This window comes from Shewanella cyperi, from assembly GCF_017354985.1.
GTDB lineage: Bacteria > Pseudomonadota > Gammaproteobacteria > Enterobacterales > Shewanellaceae > Shewanella > Shewanella cyperi.
Genome location: NZ_CP071501.1, coordinates 1,950,679 through 1,968,674, shown reverse-complemented (window position 1 = coordinate 1,968,674; position 17,996 = coordinate 1,950,679). Strand labels below are relative to the sequence as shown.

General features: G+C 54.2%; 13 protein-coding genes. 12 read left to right on the top strand and 1 reads right to left on the bottom strand.

What is annotated here, in order from left to right:
• The first annotated feature begins 74 nt into the window (after nucleotides 1-74).
• The 12 genes from JYB84_RS08460 to JYB84_RS08405 all read left to right on the top strand — a co-directional run bounded on the left by JYB84_RS08460 (nucleotide 75) and on the right by JYB84_RS08405 (nucleotide 15,263).
• Entirely contained in the window at nucleotides 75-1,976 is a 1,902-nt protein-coding gene (locus JYB84_RS08460; protein WP_207322960.1) for an EAL domain-containing protein, read from the top strand.
• Between the two features lie 103 nt (nucleotides 1,977-2,079).
• Nucleotides 2,080-2,658, top strand: a complete 579-nt coding sequence (gene rsxA, locus JYB84_RS08455) for an electron transport complex subunit RsxA (protein ID WP_207322959.1) — start codon at nucleotides 2,080-2,082, stop codon at nucleotides 2,656-2,658.
• A 1-nt stretch (nucleotide 2,659) separates the two neighbouring features.
• Nucleotides 2,660-3,229: an electron transport complex subunit RsxB gene (rsxB, locus tag JYB84_RS08450; protein ID WP_207322958.1), complete on the top strand. Its 570-nt coding sequence runs from the start codon at nucleotides 2,660-2,662 to the stop codon at nucleotides 3,227-3,229.
• Complete coding sequence (gene rsxC, locus JYB84_RS08445; protein ID WP_207322957.1) at nucleotides 3,223-5,667, top strand: electron transport complex subunit RsxC; 2,445 nt, start codon at nucleotides 3,223-3,225, stop codon at nucleotides 5,665-5,667. The genes rsxB and rsxC overlap by 7 nt, the downstream gene beginning before the upstream one ends.
• 3 nt (nucleotides 5,668-5,670) lie before the next feature.
• Nucleotides 5,671-6,714 carry an electron transport complex subunit RsxD gene (gene rsxD, locus JYB84_RS08440; protein WP_207322956.1) on the top strand — a complete coding sequence of 348 codons (1,044 nt, stop codon included), beginning with the start codon at nucleotides 5,671-5,673 and terminating at the stop codon, nucleotides 6,712-6,714.
• 11 nt (nucleotides 6,715-6,725) lie between these two features.
• On the top strand, nucleotides 6,726-7,370 hold the full coding sequence (gene rsxG / locus JYB84_RS08435; RefSeq protein ID WP_207322955.1) for an electron transport complex subunit RsxG: 645 nt from the start codon (nucleotides 6,726-6,728) through the stop codon (nucleotides 7,368-7,370).
• Complete coding sequence (locus JYB84_RS08430) at nucleotides 7,363-8,061, top strand: electron transport complex subunit E (RefSeq protein ID WP_207322954.1); 699 nt, start codon at nucleotides 7,363-7,365, stop codon at nucleotides 8,059-8,061. The genes rsxG and JYB84_RS08430 overlap by 8 nt, the downstream gene beginning before the upstream one ends.
• Before the next feature lie 28 nt (nucleotides 8,062-8,089).
• On the top strand, nucleotides 8,090-8,731 hold the full coding sequence (nth, locus tag JYB84_RS08425) for an endonuclease III (RefSeq protein WP_207322953.1): 642 nt from the start codon (nucleotides 8,090-8,092) through the stop codon (nucleotides 8,729-8,731).
• A 374-nt stretch (nucleotides 8,732-9,105) separates the two neighbouring features.
• A complete protein-coding gene (gloA, locus tag JYB84_RS08420) occupies nucleotides 9,106-9,516 on the top strand; it encodes a lactoylglutathione lyase (RefSeq protein WP_207322952.1) in 411 nt (136 codons plus the stop codon).
• Nucleotides 9,517-11,075: 1,559 nt separating this feature from the next.
• Nucleotides 11,076-11,657 carry a hypothetical protein gene (locus JYB84_RS08415; RefSeq protein WP_207322951.1) on the top strand — a complete coding sequence of 194 codons (582 nt, stop codon included), beginning with the start codon at nucleotides 11,076-11,078 and terminating at the stop codon, nucleotides 11,655-11,657.
• A 2,005-nt stretch (nucleotides 11,658-13,662) separates the two neighbouring features.
• Entirely contained in the window at nucleotides 13,663-14,703 is a 1,041-nt protein-coding gene (locus tag JYB84_RS08410) for a tetratricopeptide repeat protein (protein WP_207322950.1), read from the top strand.
• Between the two features lie 95 nt (nucleotides 14,704-14,798).
• The gene (locus JYB84_RS08405; RefSeq protein ID WP_207322949.1) at nucleotides 14,799-15,263 is read left to right on the top strand and encodes a hypothetical protein; all 465 of its coding nucleotides are present in this window, start codon (nucleotides 14,799-14,801) and stop codon (nucleotides 15,261-15,263) included.
• 124 nt (nucleotides 15,264-15,387) lie between these two features.
• On the opposite strand, the gene JYB84_RS08400 is transcribed toward JYB84_RS08405, so the two are convergent.
• The gene (locus JYB84_RS08400) at nucleotides 15,388-17,898 is read right to left on the bottom strand and encodes a TonB-dependent receptor plug domain-containing protein (RefSeq protein WP_207322948.1); all 2,511 of its coding nucleotides are present in this window, start codon (nucleotides 17,896-17,898) and stop codon (nucleotides 15,388-15,390) included.
• Between the last annotated feature and the right edge of the window lie 98 nt (nucleotides 17,899-17,996).

The following is a 17,996-nucleotide window of genomic DNA, read 5'->3' as shown; positions in this document are numbered from 1 at the left end:
TTGCCGTTACAATCTATCGGATTTAATTCAGTTGACGGCTAGAATAACTAAAACGCTAAGCGACGGAACAAGTTATGGGTGTATCCAAATCCTTTCAAGCCTTTCTTCTACTACTCTTGTTAGCTGGCCTGGGTGCCAGCTATTTCCAAGGCAACAATGCGCTGCAGGAACAAGGACAAAGACTACTGAGCCAATATAAGCAAGCCGTTTCCCAGTGGCAGGCTTGGTCCGATGATGGCAAGAGCCTGCACAGTACCATCAACACAAAATTTCCCCTGCATTTTTTTCAATATACCGACGCGGTTGATGGCAGCAAAAATTTCACCCGTGGCCAGCTGCAAGCCGAGGCCATCGACAACCAACACCTGTTCAGGCTGGAATTGAGCGATAACCGCGAACTCACCAACGGTCGATTGCAGGTCAAGCTCGATACCGGGGCCCAGGTCATCGCAGCATCGCAACATTATATGCAAACGGCAATCTTGATGCTGGCCCTGTATCTGGTTACCGCCATAGCATTTGCCATCGCCATGTGGCGCTTGAAAAGTCGCATTAATTACGCCGCCGACTATCTGCGCAATCTGATGCAGTTTAATTTCAGTGCCCTGGCCACATCCCGGCTCAGTGGTGAACTCAAGCCACTTGGTGACGCCCTGGAAGACGGGCGCACGCTGCTGAAGCGCAAAGTTGATGCCCTGACACTGGAAAACGAAAAGCTCTCCAAAGTGGCCTTTCAGGATGCAGTGACCGGCTTCAATACCCGTCACAGCTTCACCCGCAAGCTGGATGAAATCAGTAAATCCGATAAGACCTTCTTTGGTATGCTGGCCATGGTGCAGGCCACAGAACTGGCCAATATCAATCAGTTATTGGGCCGCAGCGCCGGTGATGATTATTTGGCCAAAATTGCCGCCTGCGCACGAAAAGCCGCCGGCAAGTTACCCGATGCCGAATTTTATCGCATCAGCAGCGCTGATTTTGCGATATTTTTACCCGGTCTGGTGGCAGGCGAAGCAGACAAGTTCCACGAACCATTCAAAGCCCTGCTCGATGAATATCTGCAACATATCAAAGTAGACTCCATCGCCTACACGGGTATGGTGCCCTTCCAGGCCGGTTGCGATCCCATACAGTTAATGGCATTGGCCGATGCCGCGGTCAGCATAGCCCAGACCCTGGGACCAAACAGCGTGCAGTTGCTTGAGAAGCTCAGCGAAGAAGTGGAGTTGGGTGATAACAGATGGCGCACCGCCATAGACGATATTATTAACCGCCGGGCAGTGCGTTTCATGCAGCAGCCGATCCTGCCCTGTCGTTCCGAGGTTGAAGTCTACCGGGAACTGTTCGCCCGATTCTTTAACAGTGAAGGCAAATTTATGCCCACCTCCACTGTGATAGCCATGGCCGAGCGCCACGGTATGGCAATGGAACTCGACAAGCTGGTGGTCAATACCGTCATCAAGCAGCTGCAGGAAAACCCCAACCTGCGCGGCAACTATGGCATCAATATCAGCACCTCATCGGTGTTGCAGGAAAGTTTTGTCAGCTGGCTCAAGGACAAGTTGCAGCGGGACAGGCAATTGTCTGCCCGTCTGGTGCTGGAACTCAACGAGGCCGGGATGCAGGCCAATATTCAGGCCTCCCATAAATTTGTGCGGGAAATGCACAGCGTCGGCACCCGGGTATCCATAGAGCGCTTCGGCATGGGCTTCACCTCCTTCAAATTCTTCCGCGAAGTCAGGCCCGACTATATCAAGCTGGATGGCAGTTACAGCGAGGCTATCGATCAGGATGCCAACAACAAGTTCCTGGTGCGTATGATGGTCGATGTCGCCAGGCGCCTGGGGATAAGGGTGGTCGCCACCGGCGTTGAACAGCAGGTGGAAAAACTCGCCCTTGAAAGTTTGCTCATCGATGGCTTGCAGGGCTACTACATAGCCCAACCCCAAGCCTTGGGTAGTGAAGAACTCAACTGATGGCAATTTAGCCCGAAGAGGGGAAACCCTGCTTTCTATATGTTGTTAATGATACTCAAAAAGCCGATAATACCGGTCACCTTTTGACTGTCCACACCTAGAGATGAGTGAATATCTCCTGTTGTTGATCGGCACAGTGCTGGTCAATAACTTCGTCCTGGTAAAATTTCTCGGCCTGTGCCCCTTTATGGGGGTATCGTCCAAGCTTGAGTCCGCCATTGGCATGTCCATGGCGACCACCTTTGTGCTGACGCTGGCATCCATACTCAGCTATCTGGTCAACCAATACCTGCTGCTCCCCTTTGAGCTGGGCTATCTGCGCACCATGAGCTTTATTCTGGTGATCGCCGTAGTGGTGCAATTTACCGAGATGCTGGTGCAAAAAACCAGTGACAATCTGCACCGGGCATTGGGTATCTACCTGCCACTTATCACCACCAATTGCGCCGTACTTGGTGTGGCCCTGCTCAATATCAACGAAAAACATAACTTCATCGAATCCGCCATTTACGGATTCGGCGCGGCCCTGGGCTTTTCCCTGGTGTTGATTCTGTTTTCTGCCATGCGCGAACGTCTTGCTGCTGCCGATGTGCCACAGCCCTTTCGCGGTGGTGCCATCGCCATGATCACCGCCGGACTCATGTCCTTGGCCTTCATGGGTTTCACCGGACTGGTTAAGTAATATGTCAGCGATTGTTATTGCCGTTGTTCTTCTTAGCCTGCTGGCATTGGTGTTTGGTCTGATCCTCGGCTACGCCGCGGTGCGCTTCAAGGTGGAAGGTAATCCCATAGTCGACCAGGTGGAAGCCCTGTTACCGCAAACCCAATGCGGTCAGTGCGGCTATCCCGGCTGCCGTCCCTATGCCGAAGCCATAGCCAATGGCGACAAGATCAACAAGTGTCCCCCCGGCGGCACCGCCACCATGGAAAAGTTGGCCGAATTGATGGGTGTCGAGCCCGAGCCTTTGGATGCCGCCATAGACAATCAGGTCAAAAAGGTCGCCTTTATCCGCGAGGAAGAATGCATCGGCTGCACCAAATGCATCCAGGCCTGTCCCGTTGACGCCATAGTGGGTGCCGGCAAATTGATGCACACAGTTATCGCGGCCGATTGCACGGGTTGCGATCTGTGCGTTGAACCCTGCCCCGTGGATTGCATCGATATGATCCCTGTCGCCCCCAGCATCAAAAACTGGGATTGGCGCCTCAATGCCATCCCTGTCACCCTGGTTGAAGAGGAAAAAGCGTGCTGAGTCTGATTGAGCAACTGGATAAAGGTGTACTGTGGCGCTCAGCCGGGGGCATTCATCCTCCGGAACTCAAGACCCTCTCCAACGGCAGCCCCATTGCCAAAGTCAGCGCCGTACAACCTCTGCTGCTGGCACTGCCCCAGGTTGGCGACAATGCCACCCTGATGGTGTCGGTTGGCGACAGGGTCCGCAAAGGGCAATGCCTGACCACAGGCTCTGGTATCCACTATCTGCCGGTGCACGCGCCCGTTTCCGGTACAGTGACGGCCATAGGCCAGCGGCCCAGCAACCATGCATCGGCCCTGCCGGTGCTGACACTTGAGCTGACCTCTGACGGTGCCGACGAGTGGGTTGAGTTGCAGTCTGCCGATCCGGAAGCGGCCGACACCAAGACCCTGCTCGGCAAGATCCGCGACGCCGGTATCGCCGGTATGGGCGGCGCAGCCTTTCCCAGTCATATCAAACTCAACCCCGTCAGCGAAATTCAGCTGCTGATCATCAACGGTGTTGAATGCGAGCCCTATATCACCGCCGACGACAGGTTAATGCGCGAATATGCCGATGGCATCTTCGATGGTATCCGCATCATGGAGCGCTTGCTGCAACCTGAACGCATTGTTATTGCCATTGAAGACAACAAACCCGAGGCAGCCGAAGCCATGGAGCAGGCGCTCAAGCGCAGCAAGCTCAGCCCGGGACGCGCCAGGGTGACTGTTATCCCCACCAAGTATCCCTCAGGTGGTGAAAAACAACTTATTCAGATCCTTACCGGTCAGGAAGTGCCCTCGGGCGGGATCCCGGCCCAGCTGGGTATAGTGGTGCACAACGTCGGCACCGCCTATGCGGTGGCCGAGGCCGTTATTCAGGGCAAACCCCTGATTGAGCGCGTCGTAACCGTCACCGGACAAGGAGTTGGCCGCCCGGGTAACTACTGGGCGCCCATCGGCATCCAGATAAGCGATCTGTTACACCAGTGCCAATTCAAGGCCTCTCAGGTACAAAGCGTTATCCAGGGCGGCCCCATGATGGGCTATACCCTGCCGCAATTGGATGTGCCGCTGCTCAAGGGCAGCAACTGTATCCTGGTGCCCACGACCGATGAGCTGGGGCCGGATTTGGACGAAAAAGCCTGTATCCGCTGCGGCGAATGCGCCCAAGCCTGTCCCGCGCTGCTGCTGCCGCAGCAGCTGTTCTGGCACGCCAAGGCCGGCGAATATGACAAGGCCGAAAGCTTCAACCTGCGTGACTGCATAGAGTGCGGCTGTTGCAGCTATGTCTGCCCCAGCGATATCCCGTTGGTGGAATATTACCGGGTAGCCAAGGCCGCCCTGCGCCAGGATGCGGAAGAGAAACGTCAGGCAGAGCGGGCCAAGGTCAGGTTCGAAGCCAGATTGCAGCGGCTTGAGGAAGAAAAACAAGCCCGCGAAGCCAAGGCCCGCGAAGCAGCGGAAAAACGTCAGGCCGCCATGACGGGCCAGGAAAAAGACGCCGTGGCCGAGGCCCTGGCGCGGATCCAGGCCAAAAAGGCTGCCCAGGCGACCGAAGACCAATCCAAGGCCGTAACCGACACCAACACTGTGGCAGATCCCAAGGCCAAGGTTGCAGAAGCCATAGCCCGCGCCAAGGCCAAGAAAGCCGCCCAGGCAGAACAGGGCAACAAAACCCCAGAACAGAACGACGCCGCTGCACCGTCGGAAACGGGTGATGACACCAAGGCCAAGGTTGCGGAGGCCATAGCCCGCGCCAAGGCCAAGAAAGCCGCCCAGGCAGGGCTCGGCAACGAAGCGCCTGTGCAGAACGAAGCCCCTGCACCGTCAGAGGCGGTTGACGACACCAAGTCAAAGGTTGCCGCGGCCGTTGCCCGCGCCAAGGCGAAAAAAGCCGCCCAGGCGGCCGGGTCATCCGAATCGGATGCCGTTCAGGAACGGGCTCCTGCGCAGACCGCAGCCGAAGCCGCTGCCGAAGCCGACAACCAGGGTGCGGATGCCAAAGCCGCCCGGGTCGCTGCAGCAATAGCAAAAGCCAAGGCCAAAAAGGCCGCCGCCGATGCTGGTGAAAAGCCGCAAGCGGCCCAGGTAGATGCCCAGATAAGCTCTGAGCCAAATAAAGAGACAAGCCCTGAGCCAAGTAAAGAGACAAGCTCTGAGCCAAATAAAGAGGCAAGTGCCGAACCCAAGGCCGATACACCCGAGTCGGCTGCAGACGCCAAAGCGGCCCGCGTCGCCGCGGCAATCGCCAAGGCAAAAGCCAAAAAGGCGGCAGCATCTTCCGAAAGCCCGGAAAGCCCCGGCGAGCCGAAAGCCGTTCAAGAGGTTCAGTCAGCTATAGCGCAGCCACAGGCCGGCCAGGCATTGTCGGCTGAAGAGCAAAAGAAACAACGGATTGCAGCTGCGGTCGCGAAAGCCAAGGCCAACAAAGCCGCCAGACAGCAAGAGGATTAATTGATGGCGTTTAAACTTGCGTCCTCGCCCCACATAGGCAAGATGCTGCAAACTTCCACCATGATGCAAAGGGTGCTGCTTTGTGCCCTGCCAGGCCTGGTGGCCCAATGCGTTTACTTCGGCTGGGGAACCCTTATCCAGGTGATCCTGGCGATTGTCGTGGCCCTCGCTTCTGAAGCGGCGGTCATGAAACTGCGCGGGCGCAGCGTCAAGGCGGCCCTTGGCGATCAAAGCGCCATGCTTACCGCCTTGCTGCTGGGACTGGCGCTGCCGCCGCTGGCCCCCTGGTTCGTGGTGGTCATAGGCACAGTGTTTGCCATAGTGATAGTCAAACAACTCTATGGTGGTCTTGGCCATAACCTGTTCAATCCTGCCATGGCGGCCTACGTGCTGTTGCTGGTGTCCTTTCCCGTGCTGATGACCACCTGGGCAGCCCCGGCGACCCTAGCGGCGCAATCGGCCGATCCCTGGACGGCGCTGGTGACCATTTTCAGCAGCCAGGGTGCCGAGGCCTTCAGGCTTGGCATAGACGGCGTCACCATGGCGACACCGCTGGACACACTCAAAACCGACCTGTCCATGGGCTTTACCACCACTGAGAGTCTGGCCAAGCCGGTATTCAGCGGCAGCACGGGTGAAGGCTGGTTCTGGGTTAACCTGGCCTATCTCGCCGGTGGCCTGGTGCTCTTGTACCTGAAAACCATACGCTGGCACATCAGCGGCGGTCTGCTCGGCGCCCTGTTTATCTGCTCCCTGTTTGGTTTTGCCGTGTCTCCCGACACCCATGCCAGCCCGGCACTGCATCTTTTCAGCGGCGCCACCATGCTGGCGGCGTTTTTTATCGCTACCGATCCCGTCACCGCCGCGACCAGCCCCAGGGGCAGGCTTATCTTCGGCGCCCTGATAGGTATTCTGGTTTACCTTATTCGCACCTTCGGCGGTTATCCCGACGGTGTCGCCTTCGCCGTACTGCTGGCCAACCTGTGCGCACCTTTTATCGATTACTACGTCAGACCCAGGACCTATGGTCACAGGGCCGGGATTTGAGGAACTAAACCATGAGCCGCACCATGTTGAAAAATGGCCTGCTGCTGGCCTTGTTTGCGCTGATCTGTACCGCACTGGTGGCTGTGGTCAACAGCCAGACCAAAGATAAGATCAAGGCCCAGGAACAACTGCAACTCCAGAAGATCCTGCACCAGATAGTGCCGGACGATATTCATGACAATGAACTCAGTGAGCATTGCACCCTGGTGCACGATCCGGCCGTGTTTGGCACCGACGATGCCCTGCCCGCGTATCTGGCCACCCGCGATGGCAAGCCCGTCGCCCTGGCGATAGAAACCCAGGCCCCCGACGGCTACAACGGCGCGATACGCTTGATTATCGGCGTCGACATGCAAGGTAAGGTGCTGGGGATCCGTACCCTGAGCCATCAGGAAACCCCCGGATTGGGTGACAAAATTGAACTGACCAAGTCCCCCTGGGTGCTGGCCTTTACCGGCAAACCCTACAGTCAGGAAGAAGATGAAAACTGGCAGGTGAAAAAGGACGGTGGTGAATTTGATCAGTTCACCGGCGCCACCATTACCCCCAGGGCCTATCTGAAGGCCACCCGCACTACCCTGGCCTGGCTTGAGACCAACAGAGAGTCCCTGTTCCGCCAGGCACTGCACTGTGACGAGGAGAAAGGTCATGAGTAATCTGCGCGATATCGCCTGGCAGGGGTTGTGGAAAAACAACCCAGGTCTGGTGCAGCTGCTGGGCTTGTGCCCGCTGCTGGCGGTGACAGCCACCCTGACCAATGCCCTGGGACTGGGACTGGCCACCCTGGCCGTGTTGGTGGGTTCAAACGTGCTGGTGTCTCTGGTGCGTGACTATGTGCCCAAAGAAATCCGCATTCCGGTGTTCGTGATGATCATCGCCGCCCTGGTGACCTCGGTACAGCTGCTGGTCAATGCTTATGCCTACGGCCTGTATCTGTCTTTGGGGATATTCCTGCCGCTGATTGTAACCAACTGCGTCATCATAGGCCGCGCCGAAGCCTTTGCCTCGCGCAATTCGGTACTCCACGCCGCCTTTGACGGTTTGATGATGGGGCTGGGCTTTACCGCCGTTTTGGTGGTGCTTGGCGCCAGTCGTGAGATCCTCGGCCAGGGCACACTGTTTGCCGGCGCCGATCAGTTGCTCGGCGACTGGGCCCTGTCATTGCGCATCGAGCTGTGGCAAACGGATAACAGTTTTCTGCTGGCCATGTTGCCACCGGGCGCCTTTATCGCCATGGGGCTGCTGATCGCCGCCAAGAATCTGATTGATGCCCGCTTGCAGGCCCGTCGCCCCAAGCCAGCCGAAGCCGCCACCATTACCCGGGCCAGGATCACCAAGGTCAGCTAGATATAACGGCAAATAGAACGGCAAACAGATGAACCAGCAAAAACGCATTGAAATTCTGACCCGCCTGCGGGCCAACAATCCCAAGCCGGAAACCGAGCTCAACTTTTCCAGCCCCTACGAGTTGCTGGTGGCCGTAACCCTCTCGGCCCAGGCCACGGACGTCAGCGTCAACAAGGCCACCGACAAGCTGTTTCCCGTGGCCAATACCCCGGCGGCCATGGTGGCGCTCGGTGTTGAAGGGCTCAAGGAATACATCAAGACCATAGGCCTGTTTAACAACAAGGCCATCAATGTGGTGGCCCTGTCGCAAATTCTGCTGGATAAACATGGCGGCGAAGTTCCCGAAGACAGGGAAGCGCTGGAAGCCCTGCCCGGCGTGGGCCGCAAAACCGCCAACGTGGTGCTCAACACCGCCTTTGGTTGGCCGACTATTGCCGTCGACACCCATATCTTCCGCATGGCCAATCGCACCAAATTTGCCCCGGGTAAAAACGTGGTGGAAGTGGAACAGCGAATGCTCAAGGTGGTACCGGCGGAATTCAAGGTGGATGTGCATCACTGGTTTATTCTGCACGGCCGCTACACCTGCCTGGCGCGCAAACCCCGCTGCGGCAGTTGTATCATAGAAGATCTGTGTGAATTCAAGGACAAGGTTTACCCTGAGGAATAATGCCTCGCCTTTTTCTTTGCCGTTTTCTTTGTCAAAAAATGCGCAAAAAAAGAAGCCGCTCAATGAGCGGCTTTTTCCTGTTTGTTAGTCAGACAACTCAGGCAAAGGCTGAGGCGAAAGCCGCGAAAAACAGCGCAAGTACGGCAAGGCTGCCAATAGTCATTCTGAGTTCAATATTCATGGCCGTCTCCTTCAGGGAACTGATGCCATTATTGGCCTTGTGGACATTAGCCGCCAGTGGCAGTGTCAAAAACTGTGACGCTGCGCCGATTAAAAACTCCCCTTTCAACGTACGGCGTCTCCTTTCACTCGCCACAGAGGCATTTTGACTCTGCTATACTGGCCAACCCGAAGAATTCAAAGGAAACTATTCCATGTCTCAACTGCTGCATACCATGATCCGTGTCGGAAACCTGGAACGCTCCATTGCCTTCTACACCCAGGTACTGGGTATGAAACTGCTGCGCACCTCGGAAAACCCCCAATACAAATACAGCCTCGCCTTTGTCGGCTACGGTGAAGAAGCCCAGGGCAACGCCGTGATTGAGCTGACCTACAACTGGGACGTGGACAGCTACGATCTCGGCACCGGCTTTGGCCATATTGCCATAGGCACGGAAGACATCTACGCTCGCTGCGACGCCATTGCCGCCGCCGGCGGCAAGATCACCCGGGCACCGGGTCCCGTGGCCGGCGGCACCACGGAAATTGCCTTCGTCGAAGACCCAGACGGGTACAAGATTGAGCTGATCCAGCTCAAATCGGCTATGAAAGGTTTGGGCTAATCGCCCTATTCGCCATGTTAGCCAGCGCAGCAGGTATGTCATCCACGACTTTCTGCCGCTGGCACAGCGGCTATCTCTTGCCAGCCCGGCATCATCAGGCATCAGATGCTATTAATCACTTGCCGTGGGCTTTCGCACTGCCACACCCGTGACACGGCGTAGATCCTTCCCTGGAGCCTCCCCTCGCCATCCATGGCTCGGACTGTCACTGGTGCGGCAGTGCTTGTTCAAAGGTGTTCCACTCCTGCATTGGTAGAACTTGCAGGTATTTTCAGAGGCAGTAACTGTGCCGGATTGTTGCACCGCTAACATCCCCCTTCGGAGCCGCCGAGGATGTTGGGCAAGAAACGGCAACAACCGAGGCAGGACGCCGAGGTAGCGGCAGTCGAGCATGGAGGCGAGTCTGTCGCGTTGGCCGTTTCGCCCATAAACCCGAGGGGCTTTCGGCTCCGGTCGGGGGCGGCAAGGAGATCCAAGAGGGCGAAGGTCACGCAGTGACAAGCTCCTGAGCGCGAGCCAGGAATTGGCGAGCTGGCCGTTAAACAGGGATGTTGTTATTGCTGTTGAGCCCCTTGCCCGGGTGTGGGTTGGAGACCCACGACCATGTGCCGCTGGCACAGCGGCTATCTTGCAACCTTGATGGAGCGATGCAGTTAATCGCCGCGTGGAGGCCAGAGGCCTTCGGGGAACGCTTGCGAGATGAAACTGTTCATCTCGCAGTCTGACGACACGCTTATCCCCCTGCCGTGGGTGCCGTGCATGGATGCACCAATGTCGCGATCGCATGGCCTATTTTGTTCCTGACAAAACAAGCATTTCCTCCATCCGTGGAGGTCAGATGCGAATGAGCGACCTTTCGCACTGCCACACGCGTGACACGGCGTAGATCCTTCCCTGGAGCCTCCCCTCACCATCCATGGCTCCGACGGTCACTGGTGCGGCAATGCTAAATTAAAGATGTTCCACTCCGATACTTAAGTGAGTTAAATAAAAGCTTTGATGCCCATCATTTTTTTGCTCGACCAACTATGATATTCTCCGCGAATAATTCGGGATAAACCATTTAAGTCGAAAGCTAAAGAGTACACCATTTCGTCCTGTGCATAGACATATTCTGCTAATGTAATAGGCCATTATAAAAAGCTTGTTTAAAAACTATGCATGTGCACTTTTCAGCTCCAAGATGTAAATGGAGCACATCGATCCGAACATGTACTTAACTTTCTTGTTACATGTAGTGCGTTGCTTAATTAATGAGCTTAACTAAGAATTGCTCTCAACAATTTTCCTTCAGCTCATGCCATTTAGATACTTAGACTTCGGAATAATAACTTGCCCCATAATAAGAATGCTTAATTTTAAAACAACAACCGCATTATCAAGACTTGGATAGCTTTAATCATGACCAATTGTTCGGTTCATTTGGACTCTGGAATGCACCTTTAAACCTCAACAGTTGCTCAATTTTACTCCGCCAGCAGGAGCTGGCATCGCTGGAATGGCTCTGCGCTCCAATCCCAAAACAAAGCGCTATTTAACAAAAACATGGAGAATATTTAGTGAAAAAGATAATTTTGGTTGCTGTGGCCACTGTGCTTACAGGATGTGCCACCAATAAATTTTCACAACCTATGGTTGATGGTGCAAGTGCCAAATTACGACTTGCGTCCGTGCCTAGCAATAATAACTTTATACATGTGCCAGACACACCTGATTGTATATCGACGAAATCAAAACCAGAGAACTATATTGCTACCTTGGGTGTAAAGGCAAATTTAATTAGAAGTTTAAGTCGTCTTAATATGCCCGCCTATGATAATGAGCTTGGTGACTCTCATCAGAATGAGGTATATGTCCCAGCAGAAAAACCATTCTCCTTTCAATTTAATGGCATCGGAATATCCGGTTTTGCGCCAGGAGAGGTTGATTCTGGAGGAGCACTATACTCTTGGTGTAGGAAAATCGTAACTTTTGAACCAAAAGCAGATACTAATTACGAAGCTCTATATGACTATGTGACCTTGCCTAATGGTAAAGAAACATGTGGAGTCAAGCTATTTGAAATAGTTGAAGGTTCTGGTGCGACATATGAAAAAGTGGAAGTAGCAAATTATAAAGTAGTAGAGAATTACTGCAAATAAACGAATTGTCGAGATAACATAATTTGGCTAATCGAGCTTTTTATAGTCATATCCAGACTATTTGATTAGCCATCTCAACCGTGCATGGATTCACTGATGTCGCGATCGCATGGCCTATTTTGTTCCTGACAAAACAGGCATTTCCTTCATCCGTGGAGGTCAGATGCGAATAAGCAACCTTTCGCGCTGCCACACCCGTGACACGCCGCCTCTTGGTTTACAAATCAGCCGTTCATGGACGCTCAGCGGCGACATCTGCTGACCATGGATGGTCGAATGTCGCAATCACCTGGCCTGTTTTGTTCCCGACAAAACAGGCATTTCCTCCGTCCAGGGCGGTCAGATGTGATTGAGCGACCATGTCGCCGATGGTCACCAGTGCGGCAGTGCCGCTAATGGGTGTTCCACTCCGCCACTGACAGAATCATTCAGTTCGTTTAAGAGCAACTCTGAAGCCAGAATACTACACCCTCCCCGTTCCGACGCTGCCGAGGACGTTGCTGAAAATGGCGTCGCGAAGGCGAATGCTTGCCCACGGCAAGCGTGCTCATGAGCGCGAGGCATGAATGCCGAGCTGGCTGTTGTCCACGGATGGATTTGGATACCGAAGCTGTAGCCTGACCAAACTCAGGAGGCCGAGGGGCTGTCAGCGTCGGTGGGGTGTCCTTGGGGTTGCAAGGGCGAAGCTCGTAAGAGCGCCATGAGCGCGAACCATGGATGGTGAGCTGGCAGTTAAACGGGGAAGTTGTTCGCGGACAAGCAATGCCCCTTGCCCGGGTGTGGGTTGGAGACCCACGACCTTGTGCCGCTGGCACAGCGGCTATCTTTAATGCTGGCATTAGCATCAACCTCTTGATGCAACCAATCACCTGCGGTGCGCTTTCGCACTGCCACACCCGTGACACGCCGTAAATACTTCCCTGTAGGCTCACCGGCGACGTCCATGTCGCCGATGGTCACTGGTGCGGCAGTGCTTGTTCAAAGGTGTTCCACTCCCGCATTGGTAGAACTTGCAGGTATTTTCAGAGGCAGTAACTGTGCCGGATTGTTGCACCGCTAACATCCCCCTTCGGAGCCGCCGAGGGTGTTGGGCAAGAAACGGCAACAACCGAGGCAGGACGCCGAGGTAGCGACAGTCGAGCATGGAGGCGAGTCTGTCGCGTTGGCCGTTTCGCCCATAAACCCGAGGAGCTTTCGGCTCCGGCAGGGGGCGGCACGGAGATCCAAGAGGGGCTTGCTGTTGAGCCCCTTTTGGCCGGGTGTGGGTTGGAGACCCACGACCTTGTGCCGCTGGCACAGCGGCTATCTTTAATGCTGGCATTTGCATCAACCTCTCGATGCAACCAATCACCTGCGGTGCGCTTTCGCACTGCCACACCCGTGACACGGCGTAGATCCTTCCCTGGAGCCTCCCCTCGCCATCCATGGCTCGGACGGTCACTGGTGCGTCAGTGCTTGTTCAAAGGTGTTCCACTCCGGCAAATGTGTGACCTTTGGCTAAAGACAAAAAGCGATTCCACTTTTTGCTTGCCCGATGGCAGCAACCTCTGCCAAGATGCTGATTCAAGGAGATAAAACTACATTCAGGGACGAAGCACACCACTTCAGCCCGTGCGGTAGCCATGCCTACTAATCTCCCCTATTTGCACAATGATGCAATGAGAAGCGTGAAGCGATACCTATTAGTCAGATACCGAAAGTGCAGCATGGCTTGTACAGTGGTTTTATACAGTCATATCTGAGTTTTTGGTGATAGGTAGCCCAAATGACTAAAAACTGTGCGCACTATTTCTGAAATAGTTTAAATAACATGAATAGATTCAGGATTTTAAAAATAGTGTGCGAAACAAAACAGGCAGAAATCATGCGCACTTTCCACCAGAATGATTTTTGTAAACGTAGAAATCAAATTTAAAAACAGCGTGTTGCGAGCGATTTTACCAAGTGGTCGGAGGTGAGATTATGCGCATGCGCACTATACAAATGTTAGCAATCAGGTAAAGCCATGTGGAACCCATTCCGTAAGAAAAACAAAGTCGATAAAACGCAGGCGGGTGCTATACCGGACCAAGGCAATCGTGTTGATGATCTGGCAAATGCCCTACAGACAGGAGGTCGGATTAAAGACCTAGAGAGTGAACTAAAGAAGTTCAATCAGTCGTCACTATCGCAAGCCGAACAGGAGTCTTGGTGGCACCTCTACGGAATTGTAGCGTTCCAAGATGGGCGAGATGCTGAGGCACTAGAGCGCTTTAAAGAAGCCAGTGCGAGGTTTCCAGAGTCTGCGCAGATTAGGTTTTCCTTGGGGCAACAGTACATTCGTACCCAAGATCCTGAAAAAGGTTTTGAACTTTTTCGCTCCTGCAAATTTCCCGATATCCCTCGCGAATACGCACTCGCACAGGCTCGTTATGCTTATGTTTGGAGTCGATATGATGATGGCCTTATGTTCATCAGGCCGTTCTTTGATGCATACAAACAACTAAAAATCCTAGACGATCACTTCTTGTATGTTCGAGGCTTACCGTTTTTTGGCAGGTGGTGGGCTTACTTTGCGGCTTTCGCAATCTTGTCCGGCGAACTGAGAGAGCTTGAATCAGCCACGAAATTTGTCGTCGAAAATTGCCATGATTATGATTTTGATTACCTGCAAGAAGAGCTAAAGGCTTATCGGGATGACAAGCCCGAGCACCTTCTTGAAGTCATTGAGAAACGTCTTAGCACAATGCCAGAAGGTAACTTTCCCACTGGTTATACCCGCATGGCTGTTGCCGTGATCAGAGCCAGAGCGGCCACGACCTTTGAGGACGCCAAAACACACCTAGAAGGCATAAAACTCTCCGAACAGGACTCCCCGTGGCTTGAAGATATTCGCGTACTCGCGTTGGCTGAAGCCGCTCATCGCTTTGGCGAAGTTTTGATTGAACAGGAGAATGTTGCGGCATTCTTGAAACGTCAGCCGATACTCTTTGAGCCTGACATTGCGTTGAACTTTCACCTGCTCAGGTATCAGGAAAGCCTGAAGCCGAGGGTTGTGTTCAAATAATTGCTAACAAGACCATTAAATACTCTCCCTACGGTCGCCCGACGCTCGCAAGCTCGCGCGGTTTATGGCGGTGTTCCGAACCGCACGAGAAAACTATGCCCCATGATGCCAAACGCCTCTTGTACATCGCATCAGCCTTTTTGGCTGTGCTTATTCTCATTCCTGTGATTGGACGCCTGGCCAATAGCTATGTTGGCTACTTTTTATTTCTCGAATTCGTCGTGTTACTGCCGTTGCTCGTGCTGATGAGCGCCGATGCATTGCATGCACTGGATGTGGACCCCGGAGGAAAAAAGGCCGCCAGAGTCGCGGTTCGCTTGATCGCCAGCGGGCCGGTCTTGGTGTTTGGTTTGCTTGGGATAATTTGTGGTGGTGCTGGAATCGTCTGGGTTCTGTACAACCTATTAATTGAAAGACAGCCAGAATTTAATGGCTCCTTCTATGCCGGCTTTGGTATCGGTCCGGCAGTACTGCTTTTCGGGATCGCAAAGGTGTTATCGGTATTTCGTAGAGCAGTAAAAACTGAAGTGGAAGCCGAAGTTGATGAAAGCGATACATAACCATAGAATACATCCCCGCTGCCGAGGCACTCTTTACGTGCAGCGTTAATCCCCATTGGACATGGAAGCATAAAAAAAGCGCCCGAGGGCGCTTTTTTATTGGCTGGCTGTAGCAAGTTCCAGCTTAGAACTTGTAAGTTACGCTACCGTAGATCTGACGACCGATAGTGTCGTAAACCTCTGGTACTGTGCCGCCGTCGCTGCCGTTCTCAACGTAGGAAGGCTTAACGTCGGTGAAGTTCTTCACGCCCACAGACATGCTCAGACCGTCGTTCAGGTGATAGCTGGCCACTATGTTGTGGTACAGCACTGAATCCACGGCAGAACCGTCGCCCAGGTAATCCATTTCACCGATGAAACGGTTGTAGTACATCAGATCCCAATCTTCGGCACCGGCCTTCAGGCTCAGGTTATTACGAACGCGGGCGTAACCGCCGAAGTTGCCGTCGATAGTGTTGGTGTAGTCGTTGCCATCCTGCTCAAAGTTCAGCAGATAGGTCAGATCGTTGTTGATGTGCCAATCCAGACCCAGGGCTTCAAAGTTGTAGCTCAGGTTGAAGTCGATACCGCTGGTGTCCTGGGTACCCACGTTGGTCAGCGGATTGGTGAAGCTCTCCAGGTTGCCGTCGGCAGTGATCATGAACAGTTCACAGGCGGCTGCGTCGCCGGCGTGGCAGTCGTTCAGACCTTGCTGGGCATCCAGACGGGTAATGGCGTTGCTCACCTTGAAGCGCCAGTAGTCCAGGGTCATGGACATACCGTCGATGAACTCTGGAGAGTACACCAGACCTGCGGTGTAAGACTCTGACTCTTCAGGCTGAATGTTGGCATCGGAGGTGTAGTTCACCTTGATCTGTGCATCCTGTTCGTTGCCCCATGGATCTTCCAGGTAATCGAAAGACTGGGTGTTACCACCGAACAGCTCTGACACGTTAGGGGCGCGGAAACCTGTGGCCGCCACGGTACGCAGCATCAGCTGGTCGTTGGCTACATAGGTCAGACCCACTTTCCAGGTGGTCGCCTTGCCGAAGGTGGAGTAATCATCGAAGCGCAGGGCAAATTCACCGGTCAGCTTGTCGCTGAAAGGCACACTGACTTCTTCGTAGATGGAGATAACGTCGTAAGCACCCTTGGTTGGGTCCTGCTGGGCAGCGGTACCTTCACCACGCACGATCACGGGATCCGGGTTGTAATAGCCGCTGTCACGACGGTATTCGGCACCGATGGCAAAGCCCACGGCTCCGGCGTCGAGATCGAACAGTTCACCGCTCAGTACACCCGAGACAATATTTTGCTCGTTGCCACCGTTGGTTTCTTCCAGATAACCGATTTGGTTAATGATGTCCTGGGTCAGCGGTGCGCCACTGAAGAATGCATCCTGGTTGGCATACACGGCATTGGCGGTATTCACGGCATTGATGGAGTTTTCCACCCAGGTGTCGGCCTTGTTCTTGCCATAGGTGTAGGACAGATCCCAGGTCATGCCAGTGCCGGCATCCAGGGTACCTTGCAGAGCCACGGAGGCGCGCAGTGTGTCAGTATCCTGGTTGTAGACACGTGGACCCACGTCGTTGGTACGACGCTTGTATTCAACGCGGCCGGTTTCGTCGGCAGCAATGCCACCATCGAGCATGGCCTGATCCAGGGTCACACAACGATCAGCATCAACACCTTCCTGACCGCAAACATCCAGCATTACTGAAGCCGGTTGAGGGGCCATTTGTTGATCTGACTTGCGCTTGGTGTACAGCACGTCGCCGTTCAGCACCAAGTCATCGGACAGTTCCTGCACCATGTTGGCAAACAGGCTGTAACGCTTGCTTGGAGTCTGATACCAGCTGTCCTGGGTGAAATCATAACCTGTGGTGCGCTTGACCCAGTTACCATCTGCATCACGAACCTTACCACCCAGGGTACCGGTTGGGATGTAAGAGCTGTAACCGGCTTCGGTCCAGCTGCGGTCGGCCTGGATAACACCACGGCGCTCGGAGTAGGCAGCACCGAAGGTGTAGTTGCCACCGTTTTCGGTGTTGAAACCGTACAGGGCGCTCAGCTCACCTGTTTCGCCGTCACCCTTGTCGGTGCCGCTGCCGTTCAGATCGAACTGGAAGCCGTCGAAGTCTTTCTTGGTGATGATGTTGACCACACCGGCGATGGCGTCAGAACCATACACGGCTGAGGCGCCGTCTTTGAGGATTTCAACGCGGGCGATCATGGCAACCGGGATGGAGTTCAGATCCACGGCACTGTCGGCACCTGAACCTGAGTTCACCATGCGGCGACCGTTCAGCAGTACCAGAGTACGCTGGGCACCCATACCGCGCAGATCCACCTGGGCCACACCGTCAGAGCCGTTGTTGGTGGTAGAACCCACGGCAGCACCGGCCATGGAAGTCTGGGTTTGCAGCATTTGATCGACAGAAGTGTAACCTTCGGCGCGGATGGATTCGGCGCTGATCACTGTAACTGGAGAGGCGGTCTCCATATCCTGACGTTGGATACGTGAACCGGTTACAGCGATACGTTCAACTTTAGCGCCGGCCGCTTCTTCGGCCATGGCAGCTGTGGCACCCACAGACAAAGAAGCCATAACCGCAAGCTTTACAGATTGGGCGATTCTGTTTTTTGTAAACATTTACATTCTCCCTGGAATATTTAATGCGCCTTATTTGAATAGAGCTTTTTGGCGCGTTCCAGATACTGAATTTTCAACTCCTAATCGTCAATCTCCCA